Here is an 18,775-nt window from a genome sequence, read left to right on the forward strand (position 1 = left end):
GGCCGTCCGCCGCAGCAACGTTCGGAACTTCTGGCCGCGTTCACCGACCTCGTCGTCGAGCACCTGGACGTTGAACGCTCGGGCGTCCGTGGACAGATTGTCGAGGTGGCGCCGGAGAACTGGGGCATCGCCGGCCAGCCGGCGAGTGATGTCCGGGCGTCGGAGATCGCACTCCGCGCGGCTCGCTGAGCCCGACACATCCACCCTGTGGAGTTGTCAAAGGTCGTGTGGCGCCGGAGTCGACGCCGGAGAGTCTGGGCGCGGTGGTTCTAGGGTTGGCGACTACACGAGGGCGTCGTCGAGTCGCATGGTGCGGCGGTTGTAGGCAGGCCGGGGTAACCGTCGGGGGTCGATGTCGGCCGGCGGGATCAGCCACGGATGCCGATCAGGACCCATCACCACCTCCCAGCCATGGTGATGACCTGGGTATGGCAGCGCTGACACAGCAAGCACCCGTTGTCCAGATCAGTCGGACCACCATCAGCCCTATGGACGAGATGGTGGACCTGCGTATGCGCTGCGGGGGCAACGCATTTCACACAGCACATAACGCGAACGATGATCGCTCGACGTAAGTGGTGTGGGAACAGCCGATTCGTGGTGCCCTTCCGCAACGGCACGCCCTCGGTGTCGAGCACGATCTCGGCCACCCCACCGTCGCAGGACAGTCGTCGTGCCGTCGACGCCGTGACCGCACCGACCCACGGCAACCGCGCCGGATCGGTGTTGTCGGCCGGGATGGTCACCAGCACCTGGGTGCGAAGCGCGCCAGCGGTGGTCATCGCCGCACCGACCGCCGCCTGATCCGGCAATAGTTCCAAACCGTCGGCGCGGCGTTCTCCGACACTGCGACGATCCTCGGCGCCGTCGGGTTCCGGCCGCGGGCAGGATCGTTCGTCGATCATCGACAGGAACTTCTCCCCGATCACCGCGGTCACGTCCGCGGCGATCGCGACTCTGCCCTGCTCGGTCACCCGCATGTGCACCGTGTTCAACGACGCATCATCAGCGGGCAACACTCTCGGGATCGACGTCGGCTACCCGGACGGCCAGGGAGCAGAGCTGACACGCCCCGTGACCAACAGACTTCAACTCGACTCCTAGACTTCAATCGAAGTCCATCGGTCGAGTTGAAGTCTGCCGGTCACCGGCCGGACTGCAGGTATAGCGGCCTTTTCGAATCAGGGACCAGTGTCTTGCAGTTCCCGTGGACAGTAGCGAGCAGCTCCTCCCGCGCCTCACGATTCCGTGTTCGCCGCCTGACGTTCGGCAACGGTGACGTCGCCCGCCGACCAGTGGGTGGTCGGGACCTCGCGGACGCATACTCGGATGTTCGCGACCGGGGCACCGATCGCACGATGGGCGGCCGCCGTCAGTTCCCGCATCAGTGCTCGCACCTCATCGGGTGAGCGCCCCTGAGCGATGGTCACGTCGATGAACGGCATCTCAACCTCCCGCGATCGTGATGGAACCGAGTGTGGTGAAGTGCGCGGCGACCCGGCTGCCCGGTCCGACGGGAACCGCGTCGGTCATTCCGCCGGTGAGGACCACCCAACCCGCCTCGAGGGTGATACCGCGGGCTCCGAAGGTGTTGGCGGCGAACGCCAGTGCCTCGGCGGGGTGACCCAGGACCGCCGAACCGGTCGCGGTGGCGACGATGTCGCCGTCGACCTCGAGGAGGCACGCCTCGAGTCCGAAGTCGGCGTCCGCGACATCGCGGATGACCGGGCCGGTCACGTAGACGCCGGAGGAGTTGTTGTCGGCCACCGCGTCCGCGAGCGTGAACTTGAACCCGGAGTACCGGCTGTCGATGATCTCGATCGCGGCCATCGCATGATCCACCGCGGCGAGCGCGGTCGCCGCGGTGACCCCGGGACCGGTCAGCGGCCGCCCGAGCACGAAGGCGATCTCCGGCTCGGCGCGCGGATGGATGAGTCGCTGCCGCGGGACCGGCAGTCCCGCAGGCAACACCATCGCGTCGGTCAGCCACGCAACCGACGGTTCGTCGACACCCATCTGTTTCTGCTTGGCCCGCGACGTCAAGCCCAGCTTGATGCCGGTGACGGTCTCACCGCGCGAGCGCCGATCGGCGAGAGCGATGTCTTGCGCGGCGTAGGCGACGTCGAGCGTCAGGCCCGGCCAGTCATGCTGGATCGAGGTCCGCGCTGTCCGTGATCGTTCGGCGGTCAGCAGGACGTCGGCGACACGCGCCGCGCTCCAGTCGTCGACCATGTTGTCGGTCACGTCATCTCACTTTCTGGTCGTTCGGTACCGGCGCCTGCGGCGCCCAGGACCGCGGTCACGCTGCCGAGCCCGGCGATGGTGGCCACCACGGTGTCCCCCGGCGAGACCGGCACGGCCGCGGTCATCGAGCCGGGCAGGACCACGTGGCCGGGTTCGAGCGTCACGCCGAGCGGTCCGACGGTGTTCGCCAGCCAGACCAGGGCATTGATCGGCGATCCGAGCACGGCGCCACCGGCTCCGGTGTCGACGAGTTCGCCGTTCACATGCAGGTTGCAACCGGCCATCCGCAGGTCGACGTCGACGAGCGGTACCGGACGACTGCCCAGGATGACCCCGCCCGACGACGCGTTGTCGGCGATGGTGTCGAAGATGCCGATCTGCCAGTCGCGGATGCGTGAGTCCACGATCTCGAGTGCGGGTAGCACGAAGTCGACCGCGGCCGCCGCCTCGGCGACCGTGACACCCGGTCCGCGAAGGGGTTTCGCCAGCACGAAAGCGATTTCCGGCTCGATGCGCGGTTGGATGAACGTGTCGGCCGGGATCGGGGCGTGCTCGAGGTGGAACATGCTCGCCGTGAGATGCCCGAAATCAGGCTGGTCGACGCCCATCTGGCGTTGGATCGCCCGCGAGGCAAGGCCGACCTTGTGTCCCTTGACCACATCGCCGTGTTTCTCCCAGTCCTGTACCTGGGCGAGCGCGATCTCATAGGCGGTCGAGAGGGGGCGTCCGGTGAACCGAGATGCGATGGGTTCGATCGGGGTGTGGTCGCGGTACGCGTCGAGAAGTGCTTCGGCGGTGGCTCGTACGAGCTCGGCGTCGTCGGGGTGGACGGTCATGATCGCCGCGATCCTTCCGAGTTGAGGGGACGGGAGACGTGGTTCATCCGGCCACTGCGTGGAGCACGGAGACCTCACGCTCGGGCAGTCGCAGCGGCGCGGACAGGTCGGCGGTCGAGGTGTTGAGCGCGCGGGACACATCGGCCGCGGCCGCGATCACCGCACGACGGAACTCGTGTTGGGCGGGTACGAATCTCGTGGCGGGCGCGGTGATCGACATCGCCGCCACGACTACACCCATCTCGTCACGGATCGGTGCCGCGACGCAATGCACGTCGGGCACCGCCTCGGCGAGGTCGAAAGCACAGCCCCGGCGCAGCACGCTCTTCAGTTCACCGGCGAGCTCCTCCGGGTCCGTGACGGTCGACGACGTGTAACGCCGCAACGGCTTGTCGGTGACGTTGCGGGCGAGCTGGGCCGGATCGCAATGAGCGAGCAGCACCTTGCCGACCGCGCTGCAGTGCGCATCGAGCTGCGCGCCGATCCGGGCGCCGGACACGTTGATGACGTGGTTGCCGAGCACCTTGTCGACGTAGATCACCCGATAGCGCTCCATGACCGCGAGATGGGTTGTCTCGCCGAATTTCTCGGACAGCGCCTGCAGGATCGGCGCGGCGCACGACTTGACGTCGACCGTGCCCTGGAGTGCCTGGTTGAGTTCGACGACGCGCCAGCCGATGCGGTAGCGGCCGCGAGCGCGGCACTGCAGCAGGCCGATGTCGACCAGGGAGGCCAACAGCGCGTGCGCGCTCGATCGGGGGACGCCGAGCTCGCCCGCGACCTCCGACACTCCCCACTCCGGCCGTTCGACGGTGAACAGGTCCAGCACCGGGCCGATCTTCTGAACCGTTTGCAGAGCGGCCATGTCAGGGTCCCACCAACGACTCGTCGCTGAACAGCATGGTGGCTCCCCCGGTGGCGAAGTTCGCGACATCACCGGCCGCGGCCTGGCCTTCGGGTGAGCCGAGGGCCTGGCCGAGCGCCTCTTTGGAGTCGAAGTACAGCTCGGCCACGCTGTAGGAGGCCGGTTCGGTGCCGTCCAGGGACTCGCACTTGCCCGCGGCGAACCGTCGCAGTCCGGGAATGCGGCGGACCAGCTCGGCATGCTCGGTCTCGTAGTGCCGGTCGAAGGCCGCGGGGTCGAGCGGGTGTCCGTAGATCACGGTCAGTCGGTACATGGCTTGCCTTTCGGGGTCGGAGGTCGGGGCGGAAGTGTCACGACGCGGCGATCGTTGCCGCGGGCGCGGCGACGGTGAACTCCTCGCGGAAGATGAGCCGAGGCGCCATCCGGCGGCGCTTGAGCGCCCGGACGCCGGCCTCGATCATCGCCGGTGGCCCACACAGGTAGGCGCTCAGTCCTTTACAGCTGCGGAAGTCCTCGACGACGACGTCGGTGACCATCCCGGTCGCACCGTCCCACTGCTCCTCGCTCAGGACGGGCCGGTAGTGGAAGTTGTCGTGCCCCGCCTCCAGCTCGCGGAAGAACTCGACGTCGTAGAGGTCGTCGCGGCGTCGGCCGCCGTGGTAGAGGTACAGCTCGGGGACCAGGCCGTGGTCCAGCACGTGGCGGGCGATGGACTTCAGCGGGGCGAGTCCGGTGCCGCCGCCGATGAGGATCGCCGGCTCGGCCTGCTCGCGGACGAGATGGAACTGGCCGAGCGGTCCGCGGAGTTCGATCCGCTCCCCCACCGCCAGCGAACCGAAGATCCAACCCTCCGTTGCTCTTCCACCGACGGTGCGCTTCACGTGGAACTCCAGGAGCTTCGACTCCGACGGCGGGTTGGCCATGGAGTACTGACGCCCCACACCGGTACCGGGAATAACCAGCTCCGCATACTGGCCGGCGTTGAACGACATCGGCGCGTCCAGTTCGACGACGAGTCGGCGCGTATCGGTGGCGATGTCGTCCAGGACGACGACGGTGCCGTCGTGATCGCGCAGGGGATGTCGGGGCGCTCCGTCGTCGACCGCGGCGCCCAGCGGTTCGACGACCAGGTCCGAGCACGGGGTGGCCATGCAACCCAGCGCCAGCCCGGCACACCGTTCGGCAGGCGTCAGCGTGTAGTCGGGTGAGTCATTGTGCGCCACTTCGCCGTCGAGTACTCGGAGCTTGCAGGTACCGCAGGTCCCCTGCGTGCAGGAGTGCGGCAGCCATTCCCCCGCGCGCAGAACCGCATCGAGAACCGATTGATCGGCGGCGACCTCGAGCGGCGTGTCCGAACCCTGGATACGAACACGATGTGTGGTGGTCACGCCTCAGACCTCCCACTGGACGTGGAGTTCCTTGGGGCCACGGAAGCCCCAGCCCCAGAAGTTGACCTCGTGGTCGGTGTCGCGCTCGATGTTGGGGATCGTCTCCAGGAGTTCCTCGAGCGCGATCCTGATCACGTTGTTGGCGAAGTAGGTTCCCGCACAGGCATGGACACCGCCGCCGAAGGTCATGTTCGGGATCACCGCGCGGTCGAGGTCGTAGGCGGTCGGGGCGTCGTAGGCGTTCTCGTCCTGATTCGCCGAACCGTAGGAGAGCATCACCACGGAGTTCTGCGGGATCGTCACCCCGCCGACCACGACCTCGTCGGTGGCGATCTTCGCGGCCGCCGACCAGATCGGTGCGACCCACCGCATGCCCTCGCCCACCGCCCGCGGGATGAGGCCCGGGTCGTCGACCACCCGCTCCAACTGGTCCGGCCGGCTGAACAGGCCGGCGAGCGTGGTGGCCATCGCATGTCCCGGCTCCTGCATCGCGCCGAGCAAGAACACGTAGAGGTTGGGGTAGATGACATCGCGGCTGCGCGTCTGCCCCTCGGGCATCCCGTCGTGCAGCCAGTGCGAGATCGCGCTGTGGTCGGGGTTGACGATCCACTCATCGATCTTGGGGTCGACATGCGCGATGATCTCGGCCTTCGCCTCGTCACCGGGGACGAAGCCGTCCGGGTTGGCGAACTCGCCGTCGGAGGTCATCGCGGAGTTGGTGAACGAGACGCTGAGCTTGTGGAACCACTCCCGCAGCTTGTCGGTGCTCACGTCACCCAGGCCGAGCAGATCGCCGAGTGCCCGGACACTGACCGGTTCGCAGTACTCGGCGACGATGTCGGCCGAGCCGTTGTCCTCGATCCGTTCGAGCAGTTCGCGAGCGTACGGCCGGACCAGGTCGTCGATGTAGTTGTCGACGGCCGACGGCTGCAGGTGCGGCTCGACCATGTCGCGGAGATCGCGATGCTCGGGACCGTTCGTGTTGAGCAGCGCTCCGTGACCGAAGGTGCGCCCGCCCGCCGGGGAGATCACCGCAGGCCAATTGTCCGAATCCTTCGCGATCTGCATGCACAGCTCACGGGTCGAGACGATGTACATCCCCAGTGACGGCACGAACGCCACTGGCGCCTCTTTCCGAAGCCGTTCGTAGAACGGGTACGGATCGGCCTCGAGCTCGGCCATCGTGATCTCTTCGACGAACTTCGGGGTGACGTCGTGGGCGGGCTGTACTGCGGTCATGGTGACTCTCCGTCGTCGTTCGGGATATCGGATGTCGGCGGCCGGTCCGTTCGGTCATGCCACCGGCCACGTCGGCAATGTCTTGTGATCTGGAACACTATGGGTGGAGGTGAGGGGAGAGAATGACTGCGAATGCACCGATGGATGACTCCGTGTGCACCGCCGGTTCTGTCGAATTGAGCACGCGCGAACTGGCGAGTGCCGAGGGTCGAGTCCGGTGGGCGGAGGCCCTCGACGCCACCTTCTGCGAGATGGACATCGACTGGCCGCAGGTTCGCCGGCCGTTCACCGCCCAGATCGTCGCCCGCCCGGTCGGCAGCCTGTCGGTGAGCGTCGTCCGCGCGGATCCGCACACCGTCGTCCGCACACCGGCGATGATCGAGTCCGACCCGGCCGACGACTATCTGCTCTGCCTCATCACGCGGGGAGCCGCGACTATCACACAGGGCGAACGGACCGGCCTGCTGCAGCACGGCGCCTTCGGGATCATCGACGCCACTGCACCTTTCGTGGTCAGCGGCGCGACCGAGTTCGAGCAGATCGTGGTCCGCGCCCCGCGCGAGCAGCTCGCCGCACGGACGACACACGACGTCATCGACGACGCGACGGGCTGCGCGATCGCGGTCGACTCGGGCATCGGACGGCTGGTGTCGGGCTTCCTGGTCGACGTCGCAGCCCAGGTGCAGGGGATCTCGGTGCCCGCGTCCGCCACGGTGGCGACCGCCGTGCTCGACATGGTCGCGGGTGCGGTGACCGAGCAGATCTCACCCCGCACTGCGACCGACCGGATACATGCCGCCGACCTGCGGGTCGTCCAGAACGCGATGCTGGGGCACCTCCACGATCCCGACCACACCGTCGCGCTCGTGGCCGCCGAGGTCGGCATGTCGGTGCGCTACGTGCACAAGCTGTTCAGCACCACCGGCACGACACCGCGGGCCTGGCTGTACGCTCGACGCCTCGAGAAGGCCCGCGCCCTGCTCGCCCAGAGCGAGCTCGGCGTCGCCGACATCTGCGCCCAGGTCGGGTTCCGCGACCCGTCGCACTTCAGTCGCGCTTTCAGCCGGGCCTTCGGGGTCAGTCCGTCTCGGTACCGGACCGCCGCTCTCTGAGCAGTGCCCTCCCTAGGATGGTCCGTACGCGACCGCAGGAAGGGACCCATGACGACCAGCGACACCGAACGCAGTGCCCGATTCACCCACTCCGAGTCCATCGCCGTCGACGCCACGCCTCAGCAGGTCTGGGACGTGGTGACCGACATCGCGCGCACCGGCGAGTGGAGCCCGATCTGCAAGGCCTGCTGGTGGGAGGACCCGGCGACCGGACCCGTGGTGGGCGCCTACTTCCACGGCCGCAATGAGACCCCCGAACGCGTGTGGGAAACCCGCTCACGGGTCGTCGTCGCCGATGAACCACGGGAGTTCGCGTGGATGGTGAACGAGAACGCCGTCCGCTGGTCGTACACGATCACACCCGACGGTGACGGCGCGACGCTGACCGAGTCCTGGGCCGTCCACCCGGGCGGCTTCGAGCTGTTCGCACAGCGGTTCGGGGACGACGCCGACGCCCAACTCGAGCAGCGCCGCGACGCCGCGCTGTCGGGGATTCCGGTCACCCTCGCGGCGATAAAGGAGATCGTCGAACGCGGTGTCTCTGCTCCCTGATCCGAAAGAACGACCTGCCCCCGCGCTCCCTGAGGAGCGCCCGGAGCTTGCGGAGGGCGCGTCACGAAGGGTCTTCCGAGGCGAGTTGCGAAGACCCTTCGTGACGCTCGCAAGCTCGCTCCTCAGGGAGCGGGGGGTGACGCTCGCAAGCTCCGGCCTCCTCAGGGAGCAGTAGTTGGGCTCGCTCCTAGCACATACAGGCTCTTTCGGATCAAGGAGCGCAGGCTCTACGAGCTGGCCACCTGCGAGTCCTGCCGACCCCACGCCGGCGACTTCTCGATCGCGCCGATGATCTGGGGCCGGAGCTCGTCGGCCTGGATGACCGCGTCGACCGAACCGACCTCGACGGCGCGTCGGATGCTGTGCACCGCGTCGAACTCCGCGGCGATCTCGCTGATCTTCTCCGCTCGCACCGACTGACGCAGATCGGCCAGCTCGGCGTTGAGCCGTGAGCGGTCGGGGCCGGTGGCCTGTGCGGTCTCCGCCTCGAGTTCGCGCACCCGTGCGTCGGCACTGACCCGCTTGGCCACGTCGCCGGCGAAGACCACCGCCGCCGCGGGGGCACCGCCGAGCACCGACGCGAACGACCCGTCGATCGCGAGCACGGTCATGTTGGGGTTCAACGCCTTCGAGAACACCACGAATGCACCACCGTGGTAGCGCGAGATCACGCAGAACACGATGGGGCCTTCGAAGTTCACGATGGCCCGCCCGATCTCCGCGCCGTATTCCAGCTGGAGCTTGCGCAACGACTCCGGCGATCCGTCGAACCCGGACAGGTTGGCCAGCACCACGAGCGGACGGTTTCCGCTGGCCACGTTGATCGCGCGTGCCGCCTTCTTCGACGACTGCGGGAACAGCGTGCCGGCCGTGTAGGTGTCGGGACCGTCCGTGGGGGTGTATCCCCGGCGCGGCACCTCCCTCGACTCGATACCCAACAGGCACACCGGGATTCCGCCCATGTGCAGATCGCACACGACCGCGGTCTCCGCGTCGGCCATCCCCGCCCAGCGCTCCAGCACCGGGTGGTCCTGGTCGGCGACGGCGCGGATCACCGTGCGGATGTCGAAGGGCTTCTTGCGGTCCGGGTTGGTGGCCGCCGAGAAGATCTGTCCGACCGTGGTGAAGTCGCTGCCCGCCAGGACGTGCGGGTAGTCGGAGATGTCGCGGTCCACCGGGTCGCTCGTGATCGCGCGACGCGGGGTCTGCTCGCCCGACGCCACGTAGGTGTGCTCGTAGTGAGCCATCAGAAGATCCCGTGCGGCACCGAGATTCGGCGCCCAGTACTGCGCCTGACCGTTGGGCCCCATGACGCGGTCGTAACCGCCGATGCCGAAGTTGTCCTCCGCCGACACACCGCCGGAGAAGTCCAGCGACTGCTTGCCGGTGAGCACCATGGCCGACTCCGGTGTCATCACGAGGATGCCCTTGGTGTGCATGAGCATCGTCGCCTCGGCGTTCCAGTACGGCTGCCCGCCCACGTTGATCCCGGCCACGACGATGTTGATCTCACCGCCGGCCTGCGTGAACTCGACGATGCGCTTCAGCGCCCGGGCGATCCAGTCCATGTTCTCCGTGCCGGAATCCATGGAGATCCGCGCGCCCGACGACAGTGCGTACCACTCGAGCGGGACCTGCATCTGCTCGGCGAGGTCGAGCGCCGCGACCAGCCGGCTGCACTCCGGTTCCGCCAGCGCGCCCAGCGATTTCGTCGGGTCGCCGAGCAGGACCACGCGGGTGACGCCGCGCGGGTACTTCTCGGTCGGGGTGGTGACCACACCGGCGACGATCGCCGCGGAGTTGCGACCCTTGGCCCGGTCGACCGGCACCAGACGCTGCTCGGCGTCGAGGTCGTACTCGGTGAAATCGCCCAGAATGGCTGCCAATTCGTACGGGTAGACCGTGTTGCGCTTGGCTGCCCGCAGCACCTTCTGGCGGTACTCGTCGACCGGTTCGATCGGCTCGTCGGTCGGGTCGACGACCCGGACGTCGAACCCGCCGGTCGGGTTGACCGAGAAATGGACCGAGACCTTGCTCAGCTCGCCGGTGTCGCGGTCGCGGCGACGCGCGATGAGCTGGACCTCTTCGAGCCCCACTCCCTGTGTCGTGCCGCGGATGTGGTCGGCGATCGCGTCGAGGACGTCGGCGTCGACGTCGATCGGCGGCCACACGTACATGATGATCCGGTTGGCGCTGGACAGGTTGGTGGAACCGCGCTGCGCGCGCCGGATCGAGTCGACGCACGACGCGAGCGCCGCCTCGGCGGTCGGCAGCGTCAGCAGGCGGCCGTCCTGGTCGCGCAGTGCGGTCAGGTCGCGGACCTGGGCAAAGGCGACGAGACGGCGGTCCGACGCATTCTCCCTTGCGACACAACGGAAGAGGTAGACCTCTTCGTCGTCCGACGACGGCAGTCGGGTGAGGTCGAACTTACGGAGCCGTTCCATCTGCATGCGCTGCGCGATGTAGGGGTGCAGTCCGCGGATCAGGCGTTCCTCGGCCATACCCGTCGCCGACGGCCGGAAGGTCACGTGGTGATGCATCCGCGCATCGGCGCTGCCGGCGACCGTGATGGTGACGCGGTGCACCTGCGGCGGAAGCGAACTGGTGGCGACGATGTCGTGCAGTGTCCCGGCGAGCACGTCGAAGTCGTCGGGTTGCTGCTCCCACGCCAGGTAGATGTCGGCATCGACCGCGGCGGTGTCGCGGGCGAGTTCGGCGAGTCCGCCGATCGTCGCCGGCAGGGCGTCGAAACCGACTGCGGCCGAAGCGATGTCACCGGCATCTCGCTGGGCGACCACGAACGTCGCCCCGCCGGCCTCCCGGATCCGGATGTCGGCGAGGCCGCGGTTGCCGTAGTAGCGCCGGGTCAGCACCTCGAGCATCACCGTGTTGTCGGCGTGCCGTTCGATGCGCTGGCCGAGAAGCCGGACGAGCGGTTCGGTGCTGCGCACCATGTCGTCGATGCGGCTGGTGCGGTCGGCGGCGTCGGGGTTCTCGTCGAGGTACTTGAGCTGTTTGCGCACATTGCTGTAGACGCGGGCGCGGTCACGCAGCAGCAGCGGCTGGCCGTACCAGGCGTAGATGACGCCGCGGGCGAGGTCGGCGACGGCCGGGAAGCGGACCTGGGTGGCGGCGACGAGGCGGTCGAGGGCGGTGCCCACCGCGTCGCGCAGTTCGTCGCGCGGGGTCGGCTCGTCGAGCCATTCCAACAGCAGCGAGTTGATCACCGCGGCCGAGTCGTTCGGGTTCTGCAGCGCGAGGAAGATCCGGAACACTGCGGCCTCGAGCTCCGGGGTGCGCTCGAGGTCGGTCACGCCGTAGTGGCTGAGCGCGCGGCTCAGCTGGTCGTGGAACGCCGCGGGCAGCCCGTCGCGTTCGACGTCGAGACTCTGCAGGTAGGTGTGGAAGTTCTCGCGTGCGCTGTGCACGTGCTCGACACCGACGTCATGACTCGACGGCCGGTTCTGGCTCAGCTCGGCCAGGTCGGCGAACACCGTCACCAGTTCGAGCTCGTCGGCCAGCGGACGACGGCCGCTGTCGAACGCGGCGCGCCGGACGGCGAGGTACTCGTCGAGCAGGCGCATCCGGTGGTTCGGGTCGACGTCGAAGCCGAGCAGCTGGCTGCGGAGGTCTTCCTGACTGCGGGTGGTGCGCTCGGTGGGATCGACCTCGAGCTCGGCAGGCAGCTCCAGATCGACGGCGTCGGCGGCCACCTCCTCGACGGCGTCGTCCTCGTCGTCGGCGAGCGGTTCGAGGCGCATCAGGGTCGCGCCCGTCTCCACCTGGGTGCCGACCGACACCGCGCACTCCTTGACACGTGAGCGCACCGGCGCGCGCAGGACGGTCTCCATCTTCATGCTCTCCAGCACGAGGATGGGGGCGCCCGCGTCGACCTCGTCGCCGGCCTGCAGCGGCGTCGCGACGACGAGCGCCGGCGCGGGCGAGCGCACCACACCACCCTCGTCACGGCTGACGCGGTGGGTGACGCCGTCCACGTCGACGAGGTGGATCGGTCCGTGGGTGTCGGTGAGCAGGCGGTAGCGCACCCGGTTGACCACGAGCTGCGCGGCATGCTCGTCGAAGCGTTCGAGGTCGACATCGGCGGTGCGGATCTCGCCCGGCGCCTCGATGGTCACGCGGAAGCGGTGCGCGCCGATGGCCCCGACCCGGACGCGATACGCGACGCCGCGCAGCTTCAGGTCGAGCGGACGTCCGCTGTCGTGCTGCACCTGCGGACGACCGCCGGAAGCCGTCGACATCAGCCGCTGCCGCTCGACGAGTTCCTCTTCCTCGTACGCGTCGATGGCGGCGGCGATCAGCGCGATCGCCGAGTGCCGGTTGGCGACGAGGCCGCCCTCGGCACGCACGCGGTCGATCCAGCCGGTGTCCGCGCTACCGTCGATGACCTGCGGCTGCGCGAGTAGCTCCAGCACGAAGCTCTTGTTGGTCGCACCACCGGCGATGATCACGCGGGTCTCGCGCATGGCCCGGCGGAGGCGGCCGAGTGCCTCGTCGCGGTTCCGTCCGTAGGCGATGATCTTGGCGATCATCGAGTCGAAATCGGCGGGGATGGTGTCGCCCTCGCTGACGCCGGTGTCGACGCGGATGCCGGGGCCGGCGGGCAGCTCGAGCAGGTCGATCCGGCCCGGCGCGGGGGCGAAGTCGCGGTCGGGATCCTCGGCGTTGAGGCGGGCTTCGATGGCATGCCCGCGCTCGACCGGGGGCTCACCCTCGAGGCGGCCGCCCGACGCCACGTGCAGCTGGGCACGGACCAGGTCGAAGCCGGTCGTCGCCTCGGTGATGGGGTGTTCCACCTGCAGGCGGGTGTTGACCTCGAGGAACGCGAGCAGGTTCTCGCCCGGGTGGTAGAGGAACTCGACGGTGGCCGCGCCGCGGTATCCCACGGCCACGGCGAGCCGCTCCGCCGACGCCTTGAGCTCGGCGACGCGGTCGGCGGGCAGGACCGGCGACGCCGATTCCTCGATGATCTTCTGGTTGCGTCGCTGGACCGAGCAGTCGCGGACGCCCAAGGCCCACGCGGTGCCCTGGCCGTCGGCGATGACCTGGACCTCGACGTGGCGCGCACCGGTGACGAGCCGTTCCAGGAACACCACGCCACTGCCGAAGGCGCGCTCGGCCTCCTCGCGGGTGCGGGTGTAGGCGTCACGGAGATCGGCATCGCTGGTGACCTTGCGGATGCCGCGGCCGCCACCGCCGGCCGTGGCCTTCAGCATCAGCGGGTAGCCGATCTGGGCGGCCGCGGCCACGGCCTCGTCGAGGGTGTCCACACCTCCGCGACTCCACGCCGCCACCGGGACGCCCACTTCTTCGGCGATGAGCTTGGCGCCGATCTTGTCGCCCAGTTTGCGCATCGCCTCGGCCGACGGCCCGACGAAGGTGACGCCGATGCGATCGCAGAGTTCGGCGAACAGCGGATCCTCGGCCACGAAGCCCCAACCGACCCATGCCGCGTCGGCACCGGTCTCCAGCAGGGCGTGCTCGAGCACCTTCATGTTCAGGTACGGACGCGACGCGGCAGGCCCGAGGTCGTATGCGACGTCCGCCTCACGTACGAACGTGGCATTGCGATCCACGTCGGTGTGCAGCGCGATGACCTCGATGGGTTGCCCGGTCTCTTCCGAGAGGCCCCGAACGGCGTGGATGAGCCGCATCGCGGCCTCACCTCGGTTCACGATGGCGATACGAGAAAACAACACCGGCTCCATTCACGTCGTCGTCGTGCGGTTGAAGGTCCGCAGGTACGGTACAGCGCAGCGGCCCAGCTCAGTGGCGATCCGGGACGCGCGGGGTGGTTCGACGCTGTGATTCTTACGAGTCAAATCGCTACGCGCGAGTACGGCGCGTCGCGAGGTGCGCGAAACCACGCGATCCGGACTTCAGGCGGTCAATTTCGCGCAACCGCCAGGCTCCTCGGAGCACGGGCACCTCGGCGACAGTCGCTAGGAGAGCTGCATCGAACCCGAGTCGGGGTCGACCCGGGCTGCGGTGGCATTACAGAGCGCGTGCTCTGTTAGAGTTTCGTTATGCCTCGTCCTCGCACGCACGACCTCGAGCAGTTGATGGATGCGGCCGAGGGCTTGGCGGTCCGGGCCGGCCCTGCGGCGGTGACGGTTCGTGCGCTGTCGGAGCTCACCTCGATGTCCAACGGCGCGATCTATCACGCGTTCGGGTCGCGCGCGGGTCTCGTGGGAAGGGTGTGGTTGCGCGCTGCCGAGCAATTCCTCGCCGCTCAGCGCGAAGCGGTCGACGCGGTCCTCACCGGCGGCGACGGCCGCAGTGACTCCGCAGTCCAAGCCGTCGTCGTCGCCGCGGATGCGCCCGCACGGTTCTTGCTCGAAGCTCCTGTGCGGGGTGGCTTCCTACTCACGGTCGATCGCGGAGAACTGCTTGGGTCCGATGACCTTCCCGACGACCTCGCGAGGGAGCTCCGCGGTCTCGACCGGTCGTTGACGTCGTTGTTCGTCGAGTTGTCCCAGGCGGTCTGGCAGCGCGCAGACCGTGACGCCGTGTCCGTCATCAGAGACTGCGTGGTCGAACTTCCGACTGCATTGCTTCTGCGCGGCAGGAGAACCCCCGATGCCGCAACCCGCGAACGCATTGCAACGGCGGTCCGCGCCGTACTGTCCCTCACCCCAACCGAACCATCGCATCAGTCCACTTCTTCGCGAAAGGACCCGTCATGACAGCTTCACTGGACTATCGGGACGACATCGCCATCCTGACCATCGGCGACGACGAGAACCGGTTCTCCCCCGATCGGCTCGACGCCGTCGGTTCACTCCTCAACGACGCCGAGGCGAACGCCAAAGGCCTGATCACCGTGGGCGACGGCAAGTTCTACTCCAATGGTCTGGACCTGGACTGGCTCATCGCCAACGGCGATCGAGCCGACTGGTACGTCGAGGCCGTACAAACGCTGTTCGCGCGCATCCTCACGTTCTCGCTGCCGACCGTCGCAGCGGTCAACGGTCACGCCTTCGGGGCGGGAGCGATGTTCGCCATCGCTCATGACTTCCGGATCATGCGCGCCGACCGCGGTTACTACTGCTTCCCGGAAGTGGACATCAACATCCCGTTCACCCCCGGGATGGCCGCGCTCATCCAGGCCAAACTCACCCCGCAGGCAGCGCTCGTCGCGATGAGCACCGGTCATCGCTTCGGAAGCGCCGAAGCTCTGGACGGCGGCTTGATCGACGGCACTGCGGCCGAGGGGGAGATCGTCGGGGCAGCCCTGGACACGCTGTCTCCGATCGTCGGCAAGGACCGGGCGACCCTCGGGGCCATCAAGTCGACGATGTTCGAGTCGGTGACGACGGCATTGCGGCATGGCCGAGCTCGATCATGACAGAACGATCCAGGCTGCTGACGTGTCAGGCAACCCCGAAGACCCCGGCCACCGTCGGGTTCGACTGATCAGATCCCGAGATCCGGCGCCTGCCCGTACTCCTCGTCGGTGACCGGTTGCAGCCACTGCACGACATCGTGGTCGTCGTCGCCCTCGTTGATCGCGAGATGGACCATCAGGCGCGTGGGGGCGGCTCCGTGCCAGTGCTCCTCGTCGGCTTCGAAGAGGACGCGATCGCCGGGGCGGATGACCTCGATGGGGCCACCGCGCCGCTGGCACAGGCCGATCCCCTCGGTGACGAAGACCGTCTGGCTGAGCGGGTGCCGGTGCCAGTGCGTCCGCGCCCCCGGCATGAAATGGACGAGGCTTGCCGACACCCGGGACGGCGGTGGCGAGGCGGCCGCCGCATCGATGTAGACGTCGCCGGTGAACCAGTCGCCGGGACCTTTGACGGTGTCGATGGAACTGCGAGTGATCTTCATGCTGAACACCTTTCGTTTGCCGTGAGGGTACCGACCGAGGTCAGACGGTGAGCAGTACCTTGGTCGCGCGGCGCTCGTCCATGGCGCGGCATCCCTCGGCGGCGTCGTCGAGCGGGAGGGCGAGGTCGAAGACCTTGCCGGGATCGATCTCCCGCTTCCAGATGAGGTCGATCAGGTCGGGCAGGAAGCGTCGGACCGGGGCGGGTCCGCCGTGCAGGTGGACGCCGGAGAAGAACAGCTCCAGGCCGGGGAGTTCGACGTCGTGCGAGACGCCGACGTAACCGACGTGGCCGCCCGGCCGGGTCGAACGGATGGCCTGCATCATCGACTCCTGCGTGCCGACGGCTTCGATGACCGAATGCGCACCGAGCCCGTCGGTGAGCTCCTTGATCCGTGCCACGCCGTCGTCGCCGCGTTCGGAGACGATGTCGGTGGCCCCGAACTCGCGGGCGAGCGCCTGCCGGTCGGCGTGCCTGCTCATCGCGATGATGCGTTCGGCGCCCAGCTGTTTCGCGGCCAGCACACCGAGCAGTCCGACCGCGCCGTCGCCGACGACGGCCACGGTCTTACCCGGACCCACCTCAGCCGCCACGGCACCGAACCAACCGGTGCCGAGCACGTCCGATGCCGCGAGCAGCGACGGGATCAGGTCGGCATCCGGCTGACCGGGAGTCGGGACGAGCGTGCCGTCGGCGTGCGGAATCCGAGCGTATTCGGCCTGCGTGCCGAGGGCGCCCATCGGCTCGGCGTGCACACACCGGGACTGGTAGCCGGCGCGGCAGATCTCGCAGGTGTTGTCCGAGGCGAAGAACGAACCCACCACGAAGTCGCCCACCCTGATCGACGACACCTGGTCCCCGACCTCAGTGACGGTGCCGACGTACTCGTGGCCCATCGGCGCGTGGTCGACGTCTTCGATGCCGCGGTACGGCCAGAGATCCGACCCGCAGACGCAGGTCGCGGCGATCTTGACGATCGCGTCGGTCGGTTCCTGGATGGTCGGGTTCTCGCGATCGGCCACCCGGATGGCGCCGGGGGCGTCCATGATCACTCCGCGCATGTGTTCTCCTCGTCAGTCGGTTCCGCCACCTGCTCGCCTCACGAGACGAGCACGACGGCAGCTGCGGTCACCCATCAAGGCAACCGCATGCGTCGCGTCCGCGACAGTTCCTGTCGGGAGGTGTACTGACAGGGCACCCCTCGAGGCCGCCGCCCGTCCTACGCTGGGCGTATGGACAACCGTGCCGAGGTTCGCGAGTTCCTCATGTCGCGCCGCGCGAAGATCACGCCCGAGACCGCAGGGCTCCCGGCCGGCGGTAGTCGCCGCGTGCCCGGTCTTCGACGCAGCGAGGTCGCGACCCTCGCCGGGGTGAGCGTCGAGTACTACTCCCGCCTGGAACGGGGCACCATCGCCGGTGCGTCGTCGTCGGTTCTCGAATCACTCGCGCGAGCCCTGCAACTCGACGACACGGAGCGCGCCCACCTTCTCGACCTCGCCCGGGCCGCCGACGGGATACCCGCCTCCGGACGGCCGAGGCGTCGTTCGGCGAAGGCCACGGCCTCTCGCCACAGCCTGACCTGGGCACTCGACGCCATCACCGACGCCGTCGCCTTCGTGCGCGACTCGCATCAAGACCTGCTGGCCACCAATGCGCTCGGGCGCGCCTTCTATTCGCCGATTATCGGCGACGGCGGGCGCACGCCGAACCTGGCCCGTTTCCAGTTCCTCGACCCGGCCAGTCGTGACTTCTACCCGGACTGGGACCTGTTCGCCGAGATGTGCGTCGCCATCATGCGGGCCGAGGCGGGCCGCGATCCGCACGACAAGGCGCTCCAGGACCTCGTGGGCGAATTGTCCACGCGCAGCGACACTTTCCGCACCCTCTGGGCCGCGCACAACGTCCGGACACACGGCACCGGGACGAAACGCTTCCACCACCCGGTGGTCGGCGAACTGACGCTGGCCTATGAAGAGCTCGCCGTCACCGCCGATCCCGGGACGATCATGATGATCTACACCGCCGAGCCCGGCTCCCCCAGCGCGGAACGCCTGCAATTGCTCGCTTCCTATGCGGCCAGTGAGGTCGCCGGCTTCTGAGTCGCGCGTCAGTCAGATCCTGCCGGTCCGGCCGTTCCGCTGATAAAGCGCCTTGCGTCGTGCTAGATGTTACAGAGATACAAACACTGTGTCATTGTCACACCGCACGACTCCGACGAGGTGCAGCCCCACCATGTTGAACCCAGAAGTATTGCAGGACAGCCTTTCCCTGGTCATCGACGACGAACAGAAGTTGATGCTCGACTTCTACGACCGATTGTTCACCGAACATCCGGAGGTCCGGCCGATGTTCGGCGCCGATCTCCGACCACAGGCCACAATGCTGCAGCAGGCCATAGCGGCGGTCCTCGACCGCCTCGACGACGCCGAGTGGCTCGGCCGCACGCTCGGCGCACTGGGACGCCGGCACAACGATCTCGGCGTGACGCCCGAGATGTACGGCTGGGTGGCTGATGCGCTCATCGCGACGATGGCCGAGCGCGGCGGCGCGGAGTGGACCGACGAGATGACCACCGCCTGGTCCGATGCTCTCGGTGCGGTCGCCGGCCTGATGCTCGACGCGTATCCCGCCGTCGCCGACTGAACGAGTCCGGCAACTCACCACGACTCCGGGTCGGCCGGGCGGGCGCCGG

Annotated in this window: 17 protein-coding genes and 1 pseudogene; 7 read left to right on the forward strand and 11 right to left on the reverse strand. The window is 68.2% G+C overall.

Going from position 1 to position 18,775, the window contains the following annotated elements:
* The coding region (locus tag M4D77_RS19850) for a 4-oxalocrotonate tautomerase family protein (protein ID WP_259937126.1) at positions 1 to 189 on the forward strand (189 nt) is incomplete at its 5' end.
* Positions 190 to 282: 93 nt separating this feature from the next.
* Here the strand turns inward: M4D77_RS19850 and M4D77_RS19855 are convergent.
* From M4D77_RS19855 to M4D77_RS19890, 8 genes and pseudogenes are all read right to left on the reverse strand, one after another.
* Positions 283 to 1,053, reverse strand: a pseudogene (locus tag M4D77_RS19855) (DUF222 domain-containing protein); the annotation flags it as partial.
* Between the two features lie 185 nt (positions 1,054 to 1,238).
* Positions 1,239 to 1,445 carry a tautomerase family protein gene (locus tag M4D77_RS19860; RefSeq protein WP_259937127.1) on the reverse strand — a complete coding sequence of 69 codons (207 nt, stop codon included), beginning with the start codon at positions 1,443 to 1,445 and terminating at the stop codon, positions 1,239 to 1,241.
* Between the two features lies 1 nt (position 1,446).
* Positions 1,447 to 2,232 carry a 2-keto-4-pentenoate hydratase gene (locus M4D77_RS19865; RefSeq protein ID WP_259937143.1) on the reverse strand — a complete coding sequence of 262 codons (786 nt, stop codon included), beginning with the start codon at positions 2,230 to 2,232 and terminating at the stop codon, positions 1,447 to 1,449.
* An 8-nt stretch (positions 2,233 to 2,240) separates the two neighbouring features.
* A complete protein-coding gene (locus tag M4D77_RS19870; RefSeq protein WP_259937128.1) occupies positions 2,241 to 3,080 on the reverse strand; it encodes a 2-keto-4-pentenoate hydratase in 840 nt (279 codons plus the stop codon).
* Between the two features lie 43 nt (positions 3,081 to 3,123).
* Positions 3,124 to 3,945 carry an IclR family transcriptional regulator gene (locus tag M4D77_RS19875; RefSeq protein ID WP_259937130.1) on the reverse strand — a complete coding sequence of 274 codons (822 nt, stop codon included), beginning with the start codon at positions 3,943 to 3,945 and terminating at the stop codon, positions 3,124 to 3,126.
* Position 3,946: 1 nt separating this feature from the next.
* Positions 3,947 to 4,258, reverse strand: coding sequence for an EthD family reductase (locus M4D77_RS19880; RefSeq protein ID WP_259937132.1), 312 nt, complete (start codon positions 4,256 to 4,258; stop codon positions 3,947 to 3,949).
* Positions 4,259 to 4,295: 37 nt separating this feature from the next.
* Positions 4,296 to 5,333 (reverse strand): NADH:ubiquinone reductase (Na(+)-transporting) subunit F, encoded by a 1,038-nt coding sequence (locus M4D77_RS19885; protein WP_396266604.1) that lies wholly within the window; start codon positions 5,331 to 5,333, stop codon positions 4,296 to 4,298.
* Between the two features lie 3 nt (positions 5,334 to 5,336).
* Positions 5,337 to 6,572, reverse strand: a complete 1,236-nt coding sequence (locus tag M4D77_RS19890; protein ID WP_259937133.1) for a cytochrome P450 — start codon at positions 6,570 to 6,572, stop codon at positions 5,337 to 5,339.
* Positions 6,573 to 6,694: 122 nt separating this feature from the next.
* Here M4D77_RS19890 and M4D77_RS19895 point away from each other — a divergent pair, with 122 nt between their 5' ends.
* Positions 6,695 to 7,684, forward strand: coding sequence for an AraC family transcriptional regulator (locus M4D77_RS19895; RefSeq protein WP_259937134.1), 990 nt, complete (start codon positions 6,695 to 6,697; stop codon positions 7,682 to 7,684).
* Positions 7,685 to 7,732: 48 nt separating this feature from the next.
* Positions 7,733 to 8,236 carry an SRPBCC family protein gene (locus M4D77_RS19900; protein ID WP_259937135.1) on the forward strand — a complete coding sequence of 168 codons (504 nt, stop codon included), beginning with the start codon at positions 7,733 to 7,735 and terminating at the stop codon, positions 8,234 to 8,236.
* Positions 8,237 to 8,463: 227 nt separating this feature from the next.
* Here M4D77_RS19900 and M4D77_RS19905 read toward each other — a convergent pair whose 3' ends face one another.
* Positions 8,464 to 13,962: a carboxyl transferase domain-containing protein gene (locus tag M4D77_RS19905; RefSeq protein ID WP_259937136.1), complete on the reverse strand. Its 5,499-nt coding sequence runs from the start codon at positions 13,960 to 13,962 to the stop codon at positions 8,464 to 8,466.
* A 318-nt stretch (positions 13,963 to 14,280) separates the two neighbouring features.
* On the opposite strand from M4D77_RS19905, the gene M4D77_RS19910 reads away from it, so the two are divergent.
* The gene (locus tag M4D77_RS19910; protein WP_259937137.1) at positions 14,281 to 14,940 is read left to right on the forward strand and encodes a helix-turn-helix domain-containing protein; all 660 of its coding nucleotides are present in this window, start codon (positions 14,281 to 14,283) and stop codon (positions 14,938 to 14,940) included.
* Entirely contained in the window at positions 14,937 to 15,602 is a 666-nt protein-coding gene (locus M4D77_RS19915) for an enoyl-CoA hydratase-related protein (protein WP_259937138.1), read from the forward strand. Before M4D77_RS19910 ends, M4D77_RS19915 begins: the two co-directional genes overlap by 4 nt.
* Before the next feature lie 68 nt (positions 15,603 to 15,670).
* Here the strand turns inward: M4D77_RS19915 and M4D77_RS19920 are convergent, their stop codons facing one another.
* Together M4D77_RS19920 and M4D77_RS19925 are read right to left on the reverse strand one after the other, a co-directional pair.
* The gene (locus M4D77_RS19920; protein WP_065632591.1) at positions 15,671 to 16,084 is read right to left on the reverse strand and encodes a cupin domain-containing protein; all 414 of its coding nucleotides are present in this window, start codon (positions 16,082 to 16,084) and stop codon (positions 15,671 to 15,673) included.
* 40 nt (positions 16,085 to 16,124) lie between these two features.
* A complete protein-coding gene (locus M4D77_RS19925; RefSeq protein WP_259937139.1) occupies positions 16,125 to 17,144 on the reverse strand; it encodes a zinc-dependent alcohol dehydrogenase family protein in 1,020 nt (339 codons plus the stop codon).
* A 171-nt stretch (positions 17,145 to 17,315) separates the two neighbouring features.
* Here M4D77_RS19925 and M4D77_RS19930 point away from each other — a divergent pair, with 171 nt between their 5' ends.
* Both M4D77_RS19930 and M4D77_RS19935 read left to right on the forward strand, forming a co-directional pair.
* Positions 17,316 to 18,182, forward strand: coding sequence for a helix-turn-helix transcriptional regulator (locus tag M4D77_RS19930; RefSeq protein WP_259937140.1), 867 nt, complete (start codon positions 17,316 to 17,318; stop codon positions 18,180 to 18,182).
* A gap of 133 nt (positions 18,183 to 18,315) precedes the next feature.
* Positions 18,316 to 18,726: a globin domain-containing protein gene (locus M4D77_RS19935; RefSeq protein ID WP_259937141.1), complete on the forward strand. Its 411-nt coding sequence runs from the start codon at positions 18,316 to 18,318 to the stop codon at positions 18,724 to 18,726.
* Positions 18,727 to 18,775: the final 49 nt, after the last annotated feature.

Source organism: Gordonia sp. p3-SID1431 (assembly GCF_025143765.1).
In the GTDB taxonomy this organism is placed as follows: Bacteria; Actinomycetota; Actinomycetes; order Mycobacteriales; family Mycobacteriaceae; genus Gordonia; species Gordonia hongkongensis.